General features: G+C 71.8%; 19 protein-coding genes. 13 read left to right on the plus strand and 6 right to left on the minus strand.

The window, feature by feature from the left end:
* Nucleotides 1-34: 34 nt before the first annotated feature.
* Genes sufD through OHS82_RS32170 form a run of 6 tightly spaced genes read left to right on the plus strand, consistent with a single transcriptional unit; the run spans nucleotide 35 to nucleotide 4,377 of the window.
* Complete coding sequence (gene sufD, locus OHS82_RS32145; RefSeq protein WP_057581213.1) at nucleotides 35-1,216, plus strand: Fe-S cluster assembly protein SufD; 1,182 nt, start codon at nucleotides 35-37, stop codon at nucleotides 1,214-1,216.
* Entirely contained in the window at nucleotides 1,216-1,533 is a 318-nt protein-coding gene (locus tag OHS82_RS32150) for a non-heme iron oxygenase ferredoxin subunit (protein ID WP_057581214.1), read from the plus strand. Before sufD ends, OHS82_RS32150 begins: the two co-directional genes overlap by 1 nt.
* 7 nt (nucleotides 1,534-1,540) lie before the next feature.
* Entirely contained in the window at nucleotides 1,541-2,305 is a 765-nt protein-coding gene (gene sufC, locus OHS82_RS32155; protein ID WP_057581215.1) for a Fe-S cluster assembly ATPase SufC, read from the plus strand.
* The gene (locus OHS82_RS32160; RefSeq protein WP_057581216.1) at nucleotides 2,302-3,558 is read left to right on the plus strand and encodes a cysteine desulfurase; all 1,257 of its coding nucleotides are present in this window, start codon (nucleotides 2,302-2,304) and stop codon (nucleotides 3,556-3,558) included. The genes sufC and OHS82_RS32160 overlap by 4 nt, the downstream gene beginning before the upstream one ends.
* 19 nt (nucleotides 3,559-3,577) lie before the next feature.
* On the plus strand, nucleotides 3,578-4,048 hold the full coding sequence (gene sufU, locus OHS82_RS32165) for a Fe-S cluster assembly sulfur transfer protein SufU (protein ID WP_057581217.1): 471 nt from the start codon (nucleotides 3,578-3,580) through the stop codon (nucleotides 4,046-4,048).
* Nucleotides 4,045-4,377 (plus strand): metal-sulfur cluster assembly factor, encoded by a 333-nt coding sequence (locus OHS82_RS32170; protein ID WP_005477879.1) that lies wholly within the window; start codon nucleotides 4,045-4,047, stop codon nucleotides 4,375-4,377. The genes sufU and OHS82_RS32170 overlap by 4 nt, the downstream gene beginning before the upstream one ends.
* Before the next feature lie 109 nt (nucleotides 4,378-4,486).
* Here the strand turns inward: OHS82_RS32170 and OHS82_RS32175 are convergent, their stop codons facing one another.
* Entirely contained in the window at nucleotides 4,487-5,329 is an 843-nt protein-coding gene (locus OHS82_RS32175) for an AbfB domain-containing protein (protein ID WP_057581218.1), read from the minus strand.
* A gap of 323 nt (nucleotides 5,330-5,652) precedes the next feature.
* Between OHS82_RS32175 and OHS82_RS32180 the strand changes: the two genes are divergently transcribed.
* Nucleotides 5,653-5,973, plus strand: coding sequence for a DMT family transporter (locus OHS82_RS32180; protein WP_057581219.1), 321 nt, complete (start codon nucleotides 5,653-5,655; stop codon nucleotides 5,971-5,973).
* On the plus strand, nucleotides 5,973-6,536 hold the full coding sequence (locus OHS82_RS32185; RefSeq protein WP_057581220.1) for a TetR/AcrR family transcriptional regulator: 564 nt from the start codon (nucleotides 5,973-5,975) through the stop codon (nucleotides 6,534-6,536). The genes OHS82_RS32180 and OHS82_RS32185 overlap by 1 nt, the downstream gene beginning before the upstream one ends.
* Before the next feature lie 58 nt (nucleotides 6,537-6,594).
* Here the strand turns inward: OHS82_RS32185 and OHS82_RS32190 are convergent, their stop codons facing one another.
* Nucleotides 6,595-7,479: a winged helix-turn-helix transcriptional regulator gene (locus tag OHS82_RS32190; protein ID WP_328435054.1), complete on the minus strand. Its 885-nt coding sequence runs from the start codon at nucleotides 7,477-7,479 to the stop codon at nucleotides 6,595-6,597.
* 197 nt (nucleotides 7,480-7,676) lie between these two features.
* On the opposite strand from OHS82_RS32190, the gene dapD reads away from it, so the two are divergent.
* The gene (gene dapD / locus OHS82_RS32195) at nucleotides 7,677-8,666 is read left to right on the plus strand and encodes a 2,3,4,5-tetrahydropyridine-2,6-dicarboxylate N-succinyltransferase (RefSeq protein WP_057581222.1); all 990 of its coding nucleotides are present in this window, start codon (nucleotides 7,677-7,679) and stop codon (nucleotides 8,664-8,666) included.
* 61 nt (nucleotides 8,667-8,727) lie between these two features.
* Here the strand turns inward: dapD and OHS82_RS32200 are convergent, their stop codons facing one another.
* The 3 genes from OHS82_RS32200 to dapA form a co-directional block, all read right to left on the minus strand.
* Complete coding sequence (locus OHS82_RS32200) at nucleotides 8,728-8,991, minus strand: hypothetical protein (RefSeq protein WP_328435055.1); 264 nt, start codon at nucleotides 8,989-8,991, stop codon at nucleotides 8,728-8,730.
* Entirely contained in the window at nucleotides 8,972-9,574 is a 603-nt protein-coding gene (locus OHS82_RS32205) for a hypothetical protein (protein ID WP_057581224.1), read from the minus strand. Before OHS82_RS32205 ends, OHS82_RS32200 begins: the two co-directional genes overlap by 20 nt.
* Before the next feature lie 232 nt (nucleotides 9,575-9,806).
* A complete protein-coding gene (dapA, locus tag OHS82_RS32210; protein ID WP_057581225.1) occupies nucleotides 9,807-10,739 on the minus strand; it encodes a 4-hydroxy-tetrahydrodipicolinate synthase in 933 nt (310 codons plus the stop codon).
* 259 nt (nucleotides 10,740-10,998) lie between these two features.
* Between dapA and OHS82_RS32215 the strand changes: the two genes are divergently transcribed.
* The 3 genes from OHS82_RS32215 (at nucleotide 10,999) to OHS82_RS32225 (ending at nucleotide 13,185) form a co-directional block, all read left to right on the plus strand.
* Nucleotides 10,999-11,481, plus strand: a complete 483-nt coding sequence (locus OHS82_RS32215) for a DUF3618 domain-containing protein (RefSeq protein WP_057581226.1) — start codon at nucleotides 10,999-11,001, stop codon at nucleotides 11,479-11,481.
* Between the two features lie 344 nt (nucleotides 11,482-11,825).
* Nucleotides 11,826-12,437: an ArsR/SmtB family transcription factor gene (locus OHS82_RS32220; protein ID WP_328435056.1), complete on the plus strand. Its 612-nt coding sequence runs from the start codon at nucleotides 11,826-11,828 to the stop codon at nucleotides 12,435-12,437.
* Nucleotides 12,438-12,453: 16 nt separating this feature from the next.
* Entirely contained in the window at nucleotides 12,454-13,185 is a 732-nt protein-coding gene (locus tag OHS82_RS32225) for an SRPBCC domain-containing protein (protein ID WP_328435057.1), read from the plus strand.
* Between the two features lie 12 nt (nucleotides 13,186-13,197).
* Here the strand turns inward: OHS82_RS32225 and OHS82_RS32230 are convergent, their stop codons facing one another.
* Nucleotides 13,198-15,024: an endonuclease/exonuclease/phosphatase family protein gene (locus OHS82_RS32230; protein WP_057581229.1), complete on the minus strand. Its 1,827-nt coding sequence runs from the start codon at nucleotides 15,022-15,024 to the stop codon at nucleotides 13,198-13,200.
* A gap of 292 nt (nucleotides 15,025-15,316) precedes the next feature.
* Here OHS82_RS32230 and OHS82_RS32235 point away from each other — a divergent pair, with 292 nt between their 5' ends.
* Entirely contained in the window at nucleotides 15,317-16,744 is a 1,428-nt protein-coding gene (locus OHS82_RS32235; RefSeq protein ID WP_328435058.1) for a hypothetical protein, read from the plus strand.
* The last annotated feature ends 147 nt before the right edge of the window (nucleotides 16,745-16,891 follow it).

The following is a 16,891-nucleotide window of genomic DNA, read 5'->3' on the forward strand; positions in this document are numbered from 1 at the left end:
AAATCTGACGTAGGAAGAGAGCAGACCGACAGCCATGGCTGAGGCTCAGAACATCCCGGTGGGGTCCACCACCGCCGGACAGATCGCGGTGGCCGCCGAGTCGACCGTCGCCACGCGCATGAGCGCGCCCGCGTCCTTCGACGTCGCGGACTTCCCGGTCCCGCACGGTCGCGAGGAGGAGTGGCGGTTCACGCCGCTGGAGCGGCTGCGCGGCCTGCACGACGGCACCGCCGTCGCGACGGGCGGTGGCGTGAAGGTCGCCGTCGAGGCCCCTGAAGGCGTCACCGTCGAACTCGTGGACCGCGACGACCCGCGCCTCGGGAAGGCGGGCACCCCGGTGGACCGGGTCGCCGCCCAGGCGTACTCCGCGTTCGAGAAGGCCGGCGTGGTCACCGTCCCCAAGGAGACGGTCCTCACCGAGCCGATCCGCATCGCGGTGCACGGCGAGGGCGGGGTGTCCTACGGCCACCAGGTCATCGAGCTGGGCGCGTTCGCCGAGGCCGTCGTCGTCATCGACCACACCGGCGACGCCGTGATCGCCGCCAACGTCGACTACGTCCTCGGGGACGGCGCGAAGCTGACCGTCGTCTCCGTCCAGGACTGGGACGACAAGGCCGTGCACGTGGCCCAGCACAACGCCCTCGTCGGCCGTGACGCGAGCTTCAAGTCCGTCGTGGTGACCTTCGGCGGCGACCTCGTCCGCCTCCACCCGCGCGTGACGTACGCCGGCCCGGGCGCCGAGGCCGAGCTGTTCGGTCTGTACTTCACGGACGCCGGCCAGCACCACGAGCACCGTCTGCTGGTCGACCACAACGTGCCGCACTGCAAGTCCAACGTCGTCTACAAGGGCGCCCTCCAGGGCGAGGCCGCGCACGCCGTGTGGATCGGCGACGTGCTCATCGAGGCCAAGGCCGAGGGCACCGACACCTACGAGATGAACCGCAACCTGGTTCTCACGGACGGCGCGCGCGTCGACTCGGTGCCGAACCTGGAGATCGAGACCGGCGAGATCGTCGGCGCCGGCCACGCCTCGGCCACCGGCCGCTTCGACGACGAGCAGCTCTTCTACCTGATGGCCCGCGGCATCCCGGCCGACGAGGCCCGTCGCCTGGTGGTCCGCGGCTTCTTCGCCGAGCTGGTCCAGCAGATCGGCGTGGCCGACATCGAGGAACGGCTGCTCGGAAAGATCGAGACCGAGCTGGAGGCCACGGTCTGATGGCCTACCTACGCGCCTGTGGACTGAGCGAGCTGGAGGAGGACACCCCGAAGCGGGTGGAGCTCGACGGCACGCCGGTCTCGGTCGTCCGTACCGAGGGGGAGGTGTTCGCCGTTCACGACATCTGCTCCCACGCGAACGTCTCGCTCTCCGAGGGCGAGGTGGAGGACTGTCAGATCGAGTGCTGGCTGCACGGTTCCTCGTTCGACCTGCGCACCGGCAAACCGTCCGGCCTTCCCGCGACGCGACCCGTCCCCGTATACCCCGTAAAGATCGAAGGGGACGACGTGCTCGTCTCCCTCACCCAGGAGTCCTGAGGCACCCATGGCAACGCTTGAAATCCGAGACCTGCACGTCACCGTCGAGGCCGACAACGCCACGAAGGAGATCCTCAAGGGCGTCGACCTCACCGTGAAGCAGGGCGAGACGCACGCCATCATGGGCCCCAACGGCTCCGGCAAGTCGACGCTCGCCTACTCGCTCGCGGGTCACCCGAAGTACACGATCACCGGCGGCACCGTCACCCTCGACGGCGAGGACGTCCTGGAGATGTCCGTCGACGAGCGCGCCCGCGCCGGCCTGTTCCTCGCGATGCAGTACCCGGTCGAGGTCCCCGGTGTCTCCGTGTCGAACTTCCTGCGCACCTCCGCCACCGCGATCCGCGGCGAGGCCCCCAAGCTCCGTCTGTGGGTCAAGGAGGTCAAGGAGGCCATGCAGCGCCTCAACATGGACACCTCCTTCGCCGAGCGCAACGTCAACGAGGGCTTCTCCGGCGGTGAGAAGAAGCGCCACGAGATCCTCCAGCTGGAGCTGCTGCGGCCGAAGGTCGCGATCCTCGACGAGACGGACTCCGGTCTGGACGTCGACGCCCTGCGCATCGTCTCCGAGGGCGTCAACCGCGTCCGCGAGACCGGCGAGGTCGGCACCCTGCTGATCACGCACTACACGCGCATCCTGCGCTACATCAAGCCCGACTTCGTCCACGTCTTCTCGGCCGGCCGCATCGTCGAGTCCGGCGGCGCCGAGCTCGCCGACAAGCTGGAGAACGAGGGCTACGAGGCATACACGAAGGGTGGCGTATCCGCGTGACACAGCTGCCGGGCCTCCTCGACGTCGAGGCGATCCGCAAGGACTTCCCCATCCTGGATCGACAGATCCACGACGGCAAGAAGCTCGTGTACCTGGACAACGCGGCGACCTCGCAGAAGCCGCGCCAGGTGCTGGACGCTCTCAGTGACTACTACGAGCGCTACAACGCCAACGTCCACCGCGGTGTGCATGTGCTCGCCGAGGAGGCCACGGCGCTGTACGAGGGCGCGCGCGACAAGGTCGCCGCGTTCGTGAACGCGCCGAGCCGCGACGAGGTGATCTTCACCAAGAACGCCTCCGAGTCGCTCAACCTCGTGGCCAACATGCTCGGCTGGGCCGACGAGCCCTACCGGGTCGACCACGAGACCGAGATCGTCATCACCGAGATGGAGCACCACTCCAACATCGTGCCGTGGCAGCTGCTGGCGCAGCGCACGGGCGCGAAGCTGAAGTGGTTCGGCCTGACCGACGACGGCCGGCTCGACCTCTCGAACATCGACGAGATCATCACCGAGAAGACGAAGATCGTCTCCTTCGTGCTGGTGTCGAACATCCTCGGCACGGTCAACCCCGTCGAGGCGATAGTGCGCCGCGCGCAGGAGGTCGGCGCGCTGGTGTGCATCGACGCCTCGCAGGCCGCGCCGCACATGCCGATGGACGTGCAGGCCCTCCAGGCCGACTTCGTGGCCTTCACCGGCCACAAGATGTGCGGCCCGACCGGCATCGGCGTCCTCTGGGGCCGCCAGGAGCTGCTCGAGGACCTGCCCCCGTTCCTCGGCGGCGGCGAGATGATCGAGACCGTGTCGATGCACTCGTCGACGTACGCCCCGGCGCCGCACAAGTTCGAGGCGGGCACCCCGCCGATCGCGCAGGCGGTCGGTCTGGGCGCGGCCGTCGACTACCTGTCCGCGATCGGCATGGACAAGATCCTCGCCCATGAGCACGCGCTCACCGAGTACGCGGTGCGCAGGCTCGGCGACGTCCCCGGCCTGCGGATCATCGGCCCGACGACGGCCGAGGACCGGGGCGCGGCGATCTCCTTCACGCTCGGCGACATCCACCCGCACGACGTGGGCCAGGTGCTCGACGAGCAGGGCATCGCGGTCCGGGTGGGCCACCACTGCGCCCGTCCCGTCTGCCTGCGCTACGGAATTCCCGCGACCACACGAGCGTCGTTCTATCTGTACTCCACGACGGCCGAGATCGACGCCCTGGTCGACGGTCTGGAGCACGTACGGAACTTCTTCGGCTGAGGGGTTGGCGAGCGAGCGCATGAAGCTGGACTCGATGTACCAGGACGTCATCCTGGACCACTACAAGCACCCGCACGGGCGTGGTCTGCGCGATGGCGACGCCGAGGTGCACCACGTGAACCCGACGTGCGGCGACGAGATCACCCTGCGGGTGAAGTACGACGGCACGAGGATCGAGGACGTCAGTTACGAGGGCCAGGGCTGTTCCATCAGCCAGGCCAGCGCGTCCGTGCTGAACGACCTGCTGGTCGGCAAGGACCTGGCCGACGCGCAGAAGATCCAGGAGACCTTCCTGGAGCTGATGCAGTCCAAGGGGAAGATCGAGCCCGACGACGCGATGGAGGAGGTGCTGGAGGACGCGGTCGCGTTCGCCGGCGTCTCCAAGTACCCGGCCCGGGTCAAGTGCGCCCTCCTCAGCTGGATGGCGTGGAAGGACGCGACGGCCCAGGCGCTGGGCGCCGACGCCGACGTCGAAAGGAAGACGGCATGAGCGAGACCCTGGAGATGAAGCCGGCCTCCGAGGAGGAGGTCCGCGAGGCCCTGTACGACGTGGTCGACCCGGAACTGGGCATCGACGTCGTCAACCTCGGACTCATCTACGGCATCCACATCGACGACGCGAACATCGCGACGATCGACATGACCCTGACCTCCGCGGCCTGCCCGCTGACGGACGTCATCGAGGACCAGGCCAAGTCCGCCACGGACGGCATCGTCAACGAGCTGCGCATCAACTGGGTCTGGATGCCCCCGTGGGGCCCCGACAAGATCACCGACGACGGCCGCGAGCAGCTGCGCGCGCTCGGCTTCAACGTCTGAGGCTGCAACGTCCGAGAGCCCCTGCGCACTCGGTGTGCGAAAGCGGCGGCGCCCCGACCGGGGCGCCGCCGCTTTTCCGTGTGCGTCCGTGCTGCACCGGCACCGGGACTCAGCCCAGCGGGCTCACCAGCCGGAAGGAGAAGTCGGCCCGGTTCGTCGTGTTGTAGCCCCACGGGTCCAGGCGCAGCCCGAAGTCCTTGTGGCGCAGCGCGTAGTTGGGGTAGTTCACCGACTGCAGCAGTACCGCGCCCGGCTCCCCCGAGTAGCCGGGGCAGAAGGTGGCGTCCTGCCGGAACAGCGAGGAGCCGTCGTTGTAGTCGGCGCGCAGGACGAAGTTGCGGTGGCGCAGGTACCGGCCGTCGTGCGTCGCGAACGAGATGCAGGAGCTGTCGGACAGCCCGCTGACCACGTGGAAGGTGGAGTCCTCGCGGGACTCCGAGCCGCGCGGCGCGTCGAGCTTCACCAGCGAACCGCTCACGTGCCAGTAGCGGTCGGGGTAGTTGACCGCCTGTACTGACCGTTCGTCACCGGAGGCCGGCGGGCCGGACGGCTTCCCGGGCGCGTGCGCCGAGGGGGCGGCCGAGACGCCCGGCGAGGAACTGCCCTGCGGCCGTGGGGAGGAGGACGCCTCCGGCGAGGCCGACGCCGAGGGGGACGCGGACGTGTGCTTCTTCCCCGTCGGTGTCGGGGACCCGCTGGCGGAGGGCGAGGCGAAGGAGATGAGGCCGCCGGCCGTCTCGTCGTCCGACAGCGTCTGCTGCCGGCCGGCCTCGGACTTCTGTTCAACGGGCCTGTCGTTCAAGGCGATCGCGGTCACGCACGCCAGGACGGTGGCGACGGCGAGGCCGCCGGCCAACCACAGGCGCCGCGTTCCGGGGGCCCGGGAGGTGTCCGGGGCCCAGCCGTTCTCCCAGGGTTGCTCCTGGGACGGCCGGGACTTGTCTTCTGGCATGCGCTGTTCCTCCAGCGGCGTCCCGGCTGCAAGAGCCGGTGAGTGAACGGTGAAACAGTAGTGGAAGCTGTGGCTCGCGTTCATCCGTTTGGGCGAGCGCTTTCCATAACGCTTTCGAATCTCCCGCCACTTGGGCGCGAGCGGCGGGCGTCCGGTGCGCCGGTGTGTGCCGATGTGCGTGCGGATGCGTGCCGATGCCTGCCGTTGTGCGTACCGGGGCGTACGCACGGGTGCGCACCCATGTGTACGGGGCGGGCGTCGGCGGGGACGGTTGCGCGCATCCATGTGTACGTGCGTACGCATCGTTGTGTACGCTTGTACGCATGGGATACCTGACACTCGCCGGCGCCATCGCCGCCGAGGTGGCCGCGACGACGGCCATGAAGTACAGCGAGGGCTTCAGCAAGCTCTGGCCCGCGCTGCTGACGGCCGTCGGCTACCTGCTGTCCTTCCTCCTCCTCGCGCAGACGCTGAAGACCGTCGGGATCGGCACCGCCTACGCGATCTGGGCCGGGGCCGGCACCGCGGCCATCGCCCTCATCGGGCTCGTCCTGTTCGGGGAGGCCCTGACGCCCGTCAAGATCGCGGGAGTTCTGCTGATCGTCGGGGGAGTGGTCCTGCTGAACCTGGGCGGTGCGCACTGATGGCCCGCCGCTACGATCCCGAGCGGCGCCAGCGGATCATCGACGCGGCGATCCGGGTCGTCGGGGCGAAGGGGCTGGCCGGCCTGAGCCACCGCTCGGTCGCGGCCGAGGCCGACGTCCCGCTCGGCTCCACGACGTACCACTTCGCCACCCTCGACGAGCTGATGACCGCCGCCCTGCGGCAGGCCAGCGAGGGTTTCGCCAAAGCGGTCGCGGCGCACGGCGGACTGACGGACGCCCGCGTCGACCTGCCGACGGAACTGGCCGGACTGCTCGGCGAGTGGCTGGCCGGCGACCGCACCGGCGTCGAGCTGGAGTACGAGCTCTACCTGGCCGCCCTGCGCCGCCCGGCGCTGCGCCCCGTCGCCGCGGAGTGGGCCGAGGACCTCGCCGCTCTGCTCGCCCGCCGTACCGACCCCCGCACCGCGCGGGCCCTGGTCGCGCTGATGGACGGCATCTGCCTCCAGGTCCTGCTGACGGACTCCCCCTATGACGAGGAGTACACCCGGGAGGTCCTGGCCCGGCTGCTCGTCCCCGCTCGTCCGGGCGCCGCACGCCGCTGAACACCGTCCCGTCCCGTGGCGGGCCCGGTCCCGGCGGGCCGGCGCGCCCGGCGCTTCCTCACCGGGCTACGAGGTCGCGCACCGCCTCCAGGGCCGCCGCCACGCTGCCCGCGATGTCCGTGACCGGGTACTGCACATGGCGCACGACCCGTTCCCGGTCGACGATCAGGGTCAGCCGCTTCAGCCGGCTCGCCCCGGCGGCCCGGAACGTCGGCAGGCGCAGGGCGCTGATCAGCGTCAGGTCCGCGTCGGAGAGGAGCGGGAAGCCGAGCCGCTCCATCTCGGCGAACGCCCGCTGCTCGTCCGGACGTTGGGTGGAGACCCCGTGCACCGCGGCGCCCGCCGCGCGGAACCCGGCCAGACGGTCGCGGTAGGTGCGCGACTCCAGGGTGCAGCCCGACGTGCCCGGGATGTCGGTCCAGCCCGGCGGATAGCCGTCGGGGCGGGCGTAGGCGCCGGGAAAGCAGTAGAGAACGGTGCAGGAGGCGTCGTCCGGCACCGGATCGCGCGGAGTCCCCCGGTCGTCGACCAGCCGGAGCGCGGGAAGCCGTGCGCCCACGAGGGCGTGCACACGCCGCGCCTCGGCGGACGTCTCCTCGGCCGTGGCCGTGGCGCTGCCGTCGCCGAGGATCCAGGTGTCGCCCCAGTCCTGGAGGGCGACCAGGACCGGCAGCAGGGCCCGGCCGCGCGGAGTGAGCCGGTACTCGTACCGCGGCGGGCGGTCCTGGTACGGCACCCGGCTGAGCACGTCCGCCTCGACCAGCAGGCGCAGCCGCTCCGTCAACACCTTCCGGGACAGGCCGAGTTCGCGCTGGAGCTCGTCGAACCGGTGCACGCCGCGCGCGGTGTCCCGGACGATCAGCAGGGTCCACCAGTCCCCGACGACGTCCAGGGACTGCGCGATGGCGCAGCCGGAGTCCTCCAGACTCGTCCTGCGCGCCATGTGCCCCGCCCTCCTTCTCCCGGCCGTCCCCGGCTCGCCGGGCTGCTCCCGGCCCTCTCGCAGAGGTGGCAGCGGCCATGCTGACACAGTTGGTTCCCAAGGGGAACTCAGCAGGCGGGCGGGGTCCCGCGGCCCGCCTCCTGAGACACCGCTGTGCGGGTTGGCCTCTGCGGCCCCCCGCCGGTTAGGTTGCCCGTATGACCGACACGACTGCTCCTCGCACCACCGGCGCCGCGGCCACCGGCCTCGCCACGATCGCCGCCGACGGCACTGTTCTCGACACCTGGTTCCCCGCGCCCGCGCTCGTCGCCGAGCCGGGCCCGTCCGGCACCGAGCGGCTGTCCGCCGGCCAGGCCGTGGAGCTCCTCGGCGAGGCCGCCGCGAAGGCGATCGGCCCGGACGCCCGCCGGGGCGTCGAGGTGGTCGCGGTCCGCACGGTCATCGCCTCCCTCGACGACAAGCCGCTCGACGCGCACGACGTCTACCTGCGTCTGCACCTGCTCTCCCACCGGCTGGTCAAGCCGCACGGGCAGAGCCTGGACGGCATGTTCGGCCACCTCGCCAACGTCGCCTGGACCTCGCTCGGCCCGGTCGCCGTCGACGACGTCGAGAAGGTCCGACTGAACGCCCGCGCCGAGGGACTGCACCTCCAGGTCACGTCCATCGACAAGTTCCCGCGTATGACGGACTACGTCGCCCCGAAGGGCGTCCGCATCGCCGACGCCGACCGGGTCCGCCTCGGCGCGCACCTCGCCGAGGGCACCACGGTCATGCACGAGGGCTTCGTCAACTTCAACGCCGGCACCCTCGGCACCTCGATGGTCGAGGGCCGCATCTCCGCGGGCGTCATCGTCGGCGACGGCTCCGACATCGGCGGCGGCGCGTCCACCATGGGCACGCTGTCCGGCGGCGGCAATGTGATCATCTCCATCGGCGAGCGCTGCCTCATCGGCGCGGAGGCGGGCGTCGGCATCGCCCTCGGCGACGAGTGCGTCGTCGAGGCCGGCCTCTACGTCACCGCCGGCACCCGCGTCACCATGCCCGACGGCCAGATCGTCAAGGCCCGCGAGCTCTCCGGCGCCTCGAACATCCTCTTCCGCCGCAACTCGGTCACCGGCGCGGTCGAGGCCCGCCCGAACAACGCGGTCTGGGGCGGCCTGAACGAGATCCTCCACAGCCACAACTGATCACCGCGGTCGCGGCCCGCGGCCGCCCCGCGGTGACGCCTGGGACGTGGGCGTCGTCGGCTCATTCGTCCTGGCGGGTCGTGGCGCATGTGTCCGTGGGCGCGTTCGTGGTGTCGTCGGCGGCTGCCGCCCCGGCGTGCGCCGGGGCGGGTGCGTCGGCAGCGGCGCTCGCGGACGCCCGCCGTGCGCGCTGTGCCCGCAGTGCCGCCCTCGCGGTGGCGGCATCCCGCTGCACCCGCTCCGTCAGCAGGCGTGTCCGAGCCTCGCGCTCCGCGCCGGGCAGGCCGGTGAGGCCGAGCCTGGCGTCACGTTCCTCCTGGGACACGCCGCCCCTCCTCCCCCCGGCCGCTTTCGGGCGGTGTCGACGACGGTCCCGGTGCCGCCTGCCGGGGGAGGGCGTCGCCTCCGGTCGGCAGGCCGGCGGCGAACGCGGCCAGCGCCGTGAAGTCCTCGGCCCGCAGGCCCACGCGGGGGTCGACGTGGTGCAGCAGGGCCGGTCCCGGGTGGTGGGCGGTGACGTACGCCGAGTCGGCGGACGACTGTTCGTCGTCGACCCAGGCGAACGGTCGGCCTGCCGCGTGCGTGACGATCGACTCCGTCTTCCATTGGACGCCGTCGGACCGGTGGGCGAAAAGCACCGCGCCGAAGTCGACGTACGGCAGCTCGGGCAGGCCGACCACGGGGGCGATCCAGCGGTTGGCCTCCGCCATCCAGGTCGTGGCCCAGCACAGCTCGTAGGGGAGACGGAGCAGAGCGGCGCCGTGCTCCGGGTGCAGCCACACCCGCAGGGGGCGCGGCCGGCCCACGGACGCCCTGATCGTCGTATAGCCCGCAGGTCGCTTCGTCGGGCGCGCGGCATACGGATTGAGGGGACCGTCGACGTCGAGGTAGAGCAGCGGCCGGCTCATGGGGCCACCGTACGCAACACCGCCGCACGTGCGCCGGGGAATTCCCGGCACCTGTGAGTCTGTGGGGGAGTGGCCGCCCGAGCGCTCGGAGCCGCCGCGCTGCAGGACCACTGCGCGGCACCGGTTGGCGGGCAGGTCGGCTGGCGGGCCGGCGGGCAGGCCGAAGGGGGCGCGGGCCGTCGGGCCGGGTCCGCCGGGAGGCCGGGCCGCGTGCTCGGGGGCGATCAGGTCGTCAGGCCGTCAGGCGCTCGTGGGCCGCGCGCAGACCGGCGAGGGTGTCGCGGCCGGCGGGTCGCAGCGGCGGGCGGACCGGCCCGGCCGGCAACCCCAGATCGCCGAGCAGTGCCTTGGCGGTGACGGCCCCGGGCAGACCCGACGCCATCATCGACTCCACCAGCTCCGCAGTCCCGCGCTGGAGCCGGGCTGCTTCGGCGGTGTCGCCCGCGTCGAACGCGTCCAGGACGGCGCGCATCCGCTCCGGGGCCACGTTGGCGACCGTGCTGACGTAACCGGCCGCGCCCACCGCGTACAGGGCGAGGTTGTGTTCGTCGCAGCCCGCGTAGTACGCCAACGCGGTGCGGGCGAGCACCTTGTGCGCGCCGAGGAAGTCGGCGGAGCAGTCCTTGACCGCGACGATCCTCGGGTGCTCGGCGAGTCGGATCAGCGTGTCCGGCTCGATCCGGACGCCGGTGCGGCCGGGGATGTCGTACAGCATCACGGGCAGCCCGCAGGCGTCCGCGACGTCCCGGAAGTACGCCTCCAGGGCGTCCTGCGGAGGCAGGCTGTAGTACGGGCCGACCACCAGAACGCCGTCCGCGCCCGCCTTCTCGGCGTCCGACGCCAGCTCCAGGGTGTGCCGGGTGTCGAAGGTGCCCACTCCCGTCACGATCGACGCCCGCTCGCCCACGGCCTCCCGCACCGCCCGCACCAGGTCCGCCTTCTCGGTGTCCGAGGTGGTCGGCGACTCGCCCGTGGTGCCGGAGAGCACCAGCCCGTCGCAGCCCGCGGACACCAGCCGGTCCGCCAGTAGCTGCGCGCCGTCGAGGTCGAGCCCGCCCGAGCCGGTGAAGGGGGTGACCATCGCGCAGAGCGCACGTCCGAAGACGGGGCCCCGGGTGGGAGCAAGGGCGAAGGCGCGGGCCGGGGGCGGTGAGGGCTTCGTCATGCGAGTAGTCTCGGCTGGGTCACAGTGAAGCTCCACTTAATTCTTCTGCGAGATATGTGTAAGTAGTGCTACGAGGTGGAGGTGTCCGCAGTGCCGTAGAGGCGATCCGGCGCAGGGATGGCGGAGGGCGGCGGGGGTACCCGGAGGGCTCGGAATCCGCAGGAGGCGGCGGGCCGTGAGCGGGTCGCGCCGCCCGCCCCGAAGTGCTTCTCGGCGGGTATCGGGGCCGACGTCGCCGAGACAGGGAGAGGGTGCGCCGATGACGCACAGGACGACGGCCGGCCTGCGCCGGCAGATCGAGCGAACCGGACGGCAACTGGGTTCGGCGGCTGGGGAGTTGGTCACCCGTGCCGATGTGCGCGGCCGTGCCGGCGCCCGCGCCGCCGACCTCCTGGACCGGGCCGGCGCGGTGAGCGTGCAACTGCGCAGCACGGCGTCCCAGGCCGGGCGGCACGTGCGGGAACGGGCGGGCCGTCCCCGTCGTGCGGGGGAGGGGCCCGCGAGCCGCGCAAACGCCCTGGCGGCCCTGGCGCAGATGCCGTCACGCCGCCCGGCGCGCACCCTGCACACCCCGCACACGCCGCGTACCCCGCGTACCGGACACGCCATCCGCGCCGCCGGCACCGCGCACGCCGACGTCCGGTTCGCGCTGCGGCGTCGGCGGCCGGCGGTGCTCGCGGGGGCGGCCGCCGTGACGCTGGTCGCGGCCGCGGCTGTCGGGAGGAATCGCCTGAGGCGGTGACCGGGCCGGCGGCCTAGCTCGCCTACGCGCGGACCGCTGCACGCGGGCCACTGCCCGCGGACCGTTACCTGCTGCCCGCGGACCGCCCCCGCGGACGATCACCTGCGGACCGCAGTCCGCAGTCCGCCGCCCGCAGCCCGCCGCCCGCGGACCACGACTCGCGCGGACCATGCCCCGCGGACCTTCGCCGTTTCGGCCCACCGAGGCCCGGCGCCCCGACCATCGGGTGCCGGGCCTCGGGCCTGCTCGCCGCCCGACCCGCGGGACGCCATGCCGACGCCACGCCCCCAACCGAAAACTCGAATCCCCTGGACAAAAAAAGTGTTCGGTGAGACGGTGGACGCATGCTGGACGTCACCGTGATCGAGGACCCCGAGGCCGCAGCCGCCTCCCTGGACCCCATACGGGCCCGACTGCTCGCCGAGCTGGCCGCCGGACCCGCGTCGGCCGCGATGCTGGCCGGGAAGGTCGGGCTGCCGCGGCAGAAGGTGAACTACCACCTGAAGTCGCTGGAGCGGCACGGCCTGGTCGAGCTGGCCGGCGAGCGGCGCAAGGGCAACGTCACCGAGCGGCTGATGCGGGCGACCGCGGCGTCGTACGTGATCTCGCCGCTCGCCCTCGCCCAGGTGCAGCCCGACCCGGACCGCTTCCGCGACCAGCTCTCCGCCCGATGGATGCTCGCCCTCGGCGCCCGGCTGGTCAGGGACGTCGGTTCGCTGATCACCGGGGCCGCCAAGGCCCGCCGGCAGCTGGCGACCTTCGCTCTGGACGGTGAGGTGCGCTTCGCCTCCGCGGTCGAACGGGCCGCGTTCATCCAGGAGTTGACGGCCGGCGTCGGCGAGTTGATCCGCAAGTACGACGCCCCTGACGCGGAGGGCGGCCGCGATCACCGGATCGTCGTCGCCGTGCATCCGACGGTCAAGGACCAGCAGCAGACCCCCGAACTGGACCGATAGGCAGCAGGAGCTCACCATGTCCAAGGAATTCGAGATCGTCAGCGAGTTCGAGGTCGACGCCACCCCGGAGCAGGTGTGGGAGGCCGTCACGCACGGCACCGGCGCCTATCTGTGGCCGATGGACCCGCCCGAGCCGCGGGTGGGCGGTACCGCCGCCTTCGGTTCGACCGTCACCGCCTGGGACCCGCCGCACCACCTCACCGTCCGCAGCGAGGACGTCGGGTTCGACATCCAGAGCGTGAACCAGCTCGAGCACGTCATCGAGGGGCGCGACGGCGGCCGGCGGGCCTGGGTGCGCTATGTGCACAGCGGTGTCTTCACGGACGACTGGGACAACCAGTACGACGGCGCGGCCAAGCACACCGACTTCTATCTGCACACCCTGCGCGAGTACCTCACGCACTTCGCGCCCCGCCCGGTGACGTTCGCCTCGGCCGAGGGTCCCGGCGCGTCGGCCACCGCCGGCGCCCTCGCCGAGGTCGGCGCGGCGCTCGGCCTCTCGGCGGACGACGCCCAGGGCGCCCGGGTGACCGTGCGCGGGCCGCAGGAGTTCGACGCCGTGCTGGACTACCGCAACCCGTACTTCGTCGGACTGCGCACCGGCACCGCCCTCATCCGTGTCTTCGGCCGCGGCCGCTGGGGCGCGCCGGTCGGCGTCAGCGTCCATGACTTCGCGCCGGACGCCGACGCCGAGGCTACGGGGAAGGCGTGGCAGGGCTGGCTGAACGGCGTGTTCAGCCGGCCCTGACCGCGCCGTGGATCACGGCTCGAAGCGCAGCACCTGCGGGTCGTGGTCGCTGATCTGGTCGTGGAACTCCGAGTTGATGTGCACGCTGTCGTACGCGAAGCCGCAGCCGCGCCGGATCGACGGGCTCACCAGGATCTGGTCCAGGACCTGCTGGTTGCCCTGGTAGTCGTAGCTGTACCGCTCGCTGCGGGGCAGCGACTTGATCGCCGACCACAGGGCGCCGTCGCTCTCGAGGATCTGCGCGGTGCCGGAGAACTCGAAGTCGTTGATGTCGCCGAGCGCGACGACGTCCGCGTTCTTCTGCACCGCGAGGATGTCCTTGACGAACGCGTTGACCAGCGTCGCCTGCTGGTGGCGCTGGACCTCCGAGCTGCGCGCCACCGGCTGGTACTGCGAGGTCAGCCCCTGGTCGCCGCCCTTGGAGTTGAAGTGGTTGGCGATCACGAAGACCGTGCGGCCACGGAAGACGAACTCGCCGGCCAGCGGCTTGCGGCTGTTGGCCCACGCCGCGTCGGCGGGGGCGATCCGGCCGGGCGAGGCGCTGAGCTGCGCCTTGCCGTGCACCTTGGAGACGGCGACGGCCGTGGTGGAGTCGCCGCCCGCGCGGTCGGTGAAGGACACCCGCTGCGGGTTGAACAGGAACACCTGGCGGATGTTCCCGCCCGGCTCGCCGCCGTCCGCGTTGTTCACGGGGTCGATCGAGCGCCAGTCGTACTTCGGGCCGCCGGCGGCCACGATCGCGTCGATCAGCTTGCCGACCGTCACGTCGGCGGCGACCGTGCCGTCGTTCGTCGCGCCGTTGTCGTCCTGGATCTCCTCCAGGGACACGATGTCGGGCGACTTCAGGTTGTTCACGATCGCGGCGGCGTGCTCCTCGAACGTGGCGTCCGACGGGTCGAGGTTCTCGACGTTGTACGTGGCGACCGCCAGCTCGCCCTTCCTCTGCTTCTGCGTCGTCTCCCGCTGCAGACCGCCGCTCTTGAGCGCGCCGAGCTGGTTGGCGACGAGCGTGTAGCCGCCGAACTGGTTGTAGTCCAGCGGGCCCGCGGTGACGCCGCCGAGGGTGTCGCCGACGTTCGCGACGGGGAAGTCGGCCGTCGCGCCGAGCGACTGGATCTGCAGCCGGCCGGTGTTCTGCGACGTGTAGGAGCCGTACAGCGTGCCGCCGCTGCGGCTGGTGTTCTCCCGCGGCTTCACCGTGACCCACAACTCGGTGTACGGGTCGGTCGCGGTGACCACGCGGGCGTCGGCGACCTGGACGTTCATGCCCTCGAGGGACTCGTAGTAGTCCAGGGCGTAGGTGCCGGGCCGCAGCGTCAGGCCGTTGATCGAGTTGGCCGCCGCCGCGTCGCCGGCCGGGGTGTAGGCGGCCGGGACCGACCGCGCGTTCACGACGGTCGCCGCCGGGACCGCGTTGCCGCTGGACAGGACCGTCACCGTCGGCTTGGTGATCTCCGTGATCGACTGGTTGCCGGTGGACGTGCCGCCGGGCACGAACTCCGACACCGTGCCGGTGACCGTGACGGAGTCGCCGACGGCGACCTTGGGGGCGGAGCTGGTGAAGACGAAGACGCCCTCACTGGTGGCCGGGTCGGCGTCCGGATTCGGATCCTGGATCCAGAACCCCTTGGACGAACCGTAGGTGCGCACGCCGGTGACGATTCCGGCCACACCCGTGACCGCCTTGCCGGCGTACGGCGATATCCGGGTGGTGCCCTGGATGTCGTGGATGGCGACCGTCTCCGCGTGCGCGGGGGCGGACAGGGCGACGGTGGAGGCCGCGGAACACACTGCGGCGACGGTGAGCGCGGCGAGACGCGCGGACTTCTTGCTCGGCAACGGAATCCCTCCGGGGACGTACGTGAGCGCCGGGACGAGGGTGGAGCAGGGACGCTGGGGCCGCGACCGGTGGGGCGGTCCGCGACGCGCGTAGAAAATACAGTGAACACATGTCCATCGGATTTCTACGCGCGTCAATCTCCTGCCTGGTCAGGCCACTTGTCAAGGTTTCGGCCATGTACTGCACCTGACCGGGAGATGAACCGGGCGGCATGCGTGCATATCCGTCTAGGCTGAGTGGCCCAGTGCCCACAGCGGGCCGGTGGCACGAAGCGCCTAGGAGAACCAGCCGATGTCAGACAGCTCCCCCCTGCCGCCGGTGCGCCTGCACCCCGAAGCGGAGCTGGCGCGCGACGCGCTGTCCACGCCGTTGCTCTCCCGGGCCGTGTCGCTCGCCCGCTGGGCCGGGCCCGACACCCGGGTCGACGCCGGCGGCGGGCTCGTGGAGGAGCAACTGGCGCCCGCCGCCGAGTCCTTGGGGCTGACCGGGGAGGACGCCGCCGCCTACGCGAGCGAGGCCTGGCGGGTCGCCGTGGACGCCGGACTCGTGGAGATCGTCGACGAGGAGGCCGGCACCGTCGCGGCCGGTGAGGAACTGGCCCAGCTCACCGCCGGCTCCCCGCACGACGTCCTCGCCGTCTGGCTCGGCGCCCTGGAGACCGTGCTCGCCGACGCGGCCGTCCCCGACCTGGACGAGCTCATGGACGCGATGGACGAGGGCGGCGAGGTCGACTTCTCCCGGCTCGACTGGAACCCCGAGGCCGAGGCCGAGTTCCTCGACGGCGTGCTCGGCAACCTCTACCTCCTCACCGCCAGCGAGGACGGCCCCGGCGACGGTCCCGTCCCGCTCCCCGCGCTCGCCGCCTCCATGCTCGTGCCCGGGGACATGGACGAGCCCACCAACGACGTCCTGGAGCAGGTCTCCGACGCGATGATGCGGCTCGACGACCAGTTCCGGCTCCTGGAGCCCATCGGCCTCGTCGCCTACCGCCCCGTCGACGAGGCCCTGATGGCGGACCCCGGCGAGGAGCCCGCCGCCCCGGTCGACGAGACCGACGTCTCCCGCTACGGCATGGTCCGCCTCACCCCGCTCGGCCTCTACGGCATGCGGGCCCGGCTGCTGGAGGCCGGCTTCGACGCCCCGGCCGTCGGCGACCTCGCCGACAAGGGCGCCGACGCCCTCCTCGACGGCAGCGCCGGCTACGGCTCGCGCGCCGCCCTCGCCGAGACCGAGCACTGGCTGGCCCGCCGCGAACCGCTCGCCGCCGCACGGGAGCTGCTGGCCGCCGCCCGCGGCTCGGACCCCGGCGCCCCACTGCGCCGGCTGCGCTGCCAGCAGGCCCTCTCCCTGCTCGGCGGTCAGGCCGAGCCCGCCGTCCGCGAGGTCCTCGACGACGCCGAACTCGGCGGACTGGCCCGCGTCTGGCTCAGTGAGCTCGGCGCGACGGACGTGCCCGCCCCCTCCGAGGACCTGGTCTTCTGGCTCACCATCGACACCCTGGCCGCACAGCTCGCCGCCGAGGGCAACTCCGAGGAGCTGCAGGCCCTCGTCGAAGGACTGGCGCAGCAGCACAGCGGGTTCTTCGCGGCCGCCTGGCGCGTCGACCACCCGGCCACCCCCGACGTCCTCGAGGCGATGGGACGCCTGCACCCCGACAAGCGCATCGCGAAGGAGGCCCGCAAGGCCGCCTTCAAGGCGCGTTCCCAGCAGGGCGGCTGACCGTCCGAGGGGGACCTCTTTGAGCTTCCGTGGCCTGATGCGTACGGATTCATGAAAGCGGGTCCCCCGAAGCCGCCTTCCGTTCAACCCCCGTTCAGGCATGGACGGGACGGTGACGCCGAACCGAGGTCCACCCCCCTCCCCGGC

The sequence above is a fragment of the Streptomyces sp. NBC_00425 genome, from assembly GCF_036030735.1.
Taxonomy (GTDB): Bacteria; Actinomycetota; Actinomycetes; order Streptomycetales; family Streptomycetaceae; genus Streptomyces.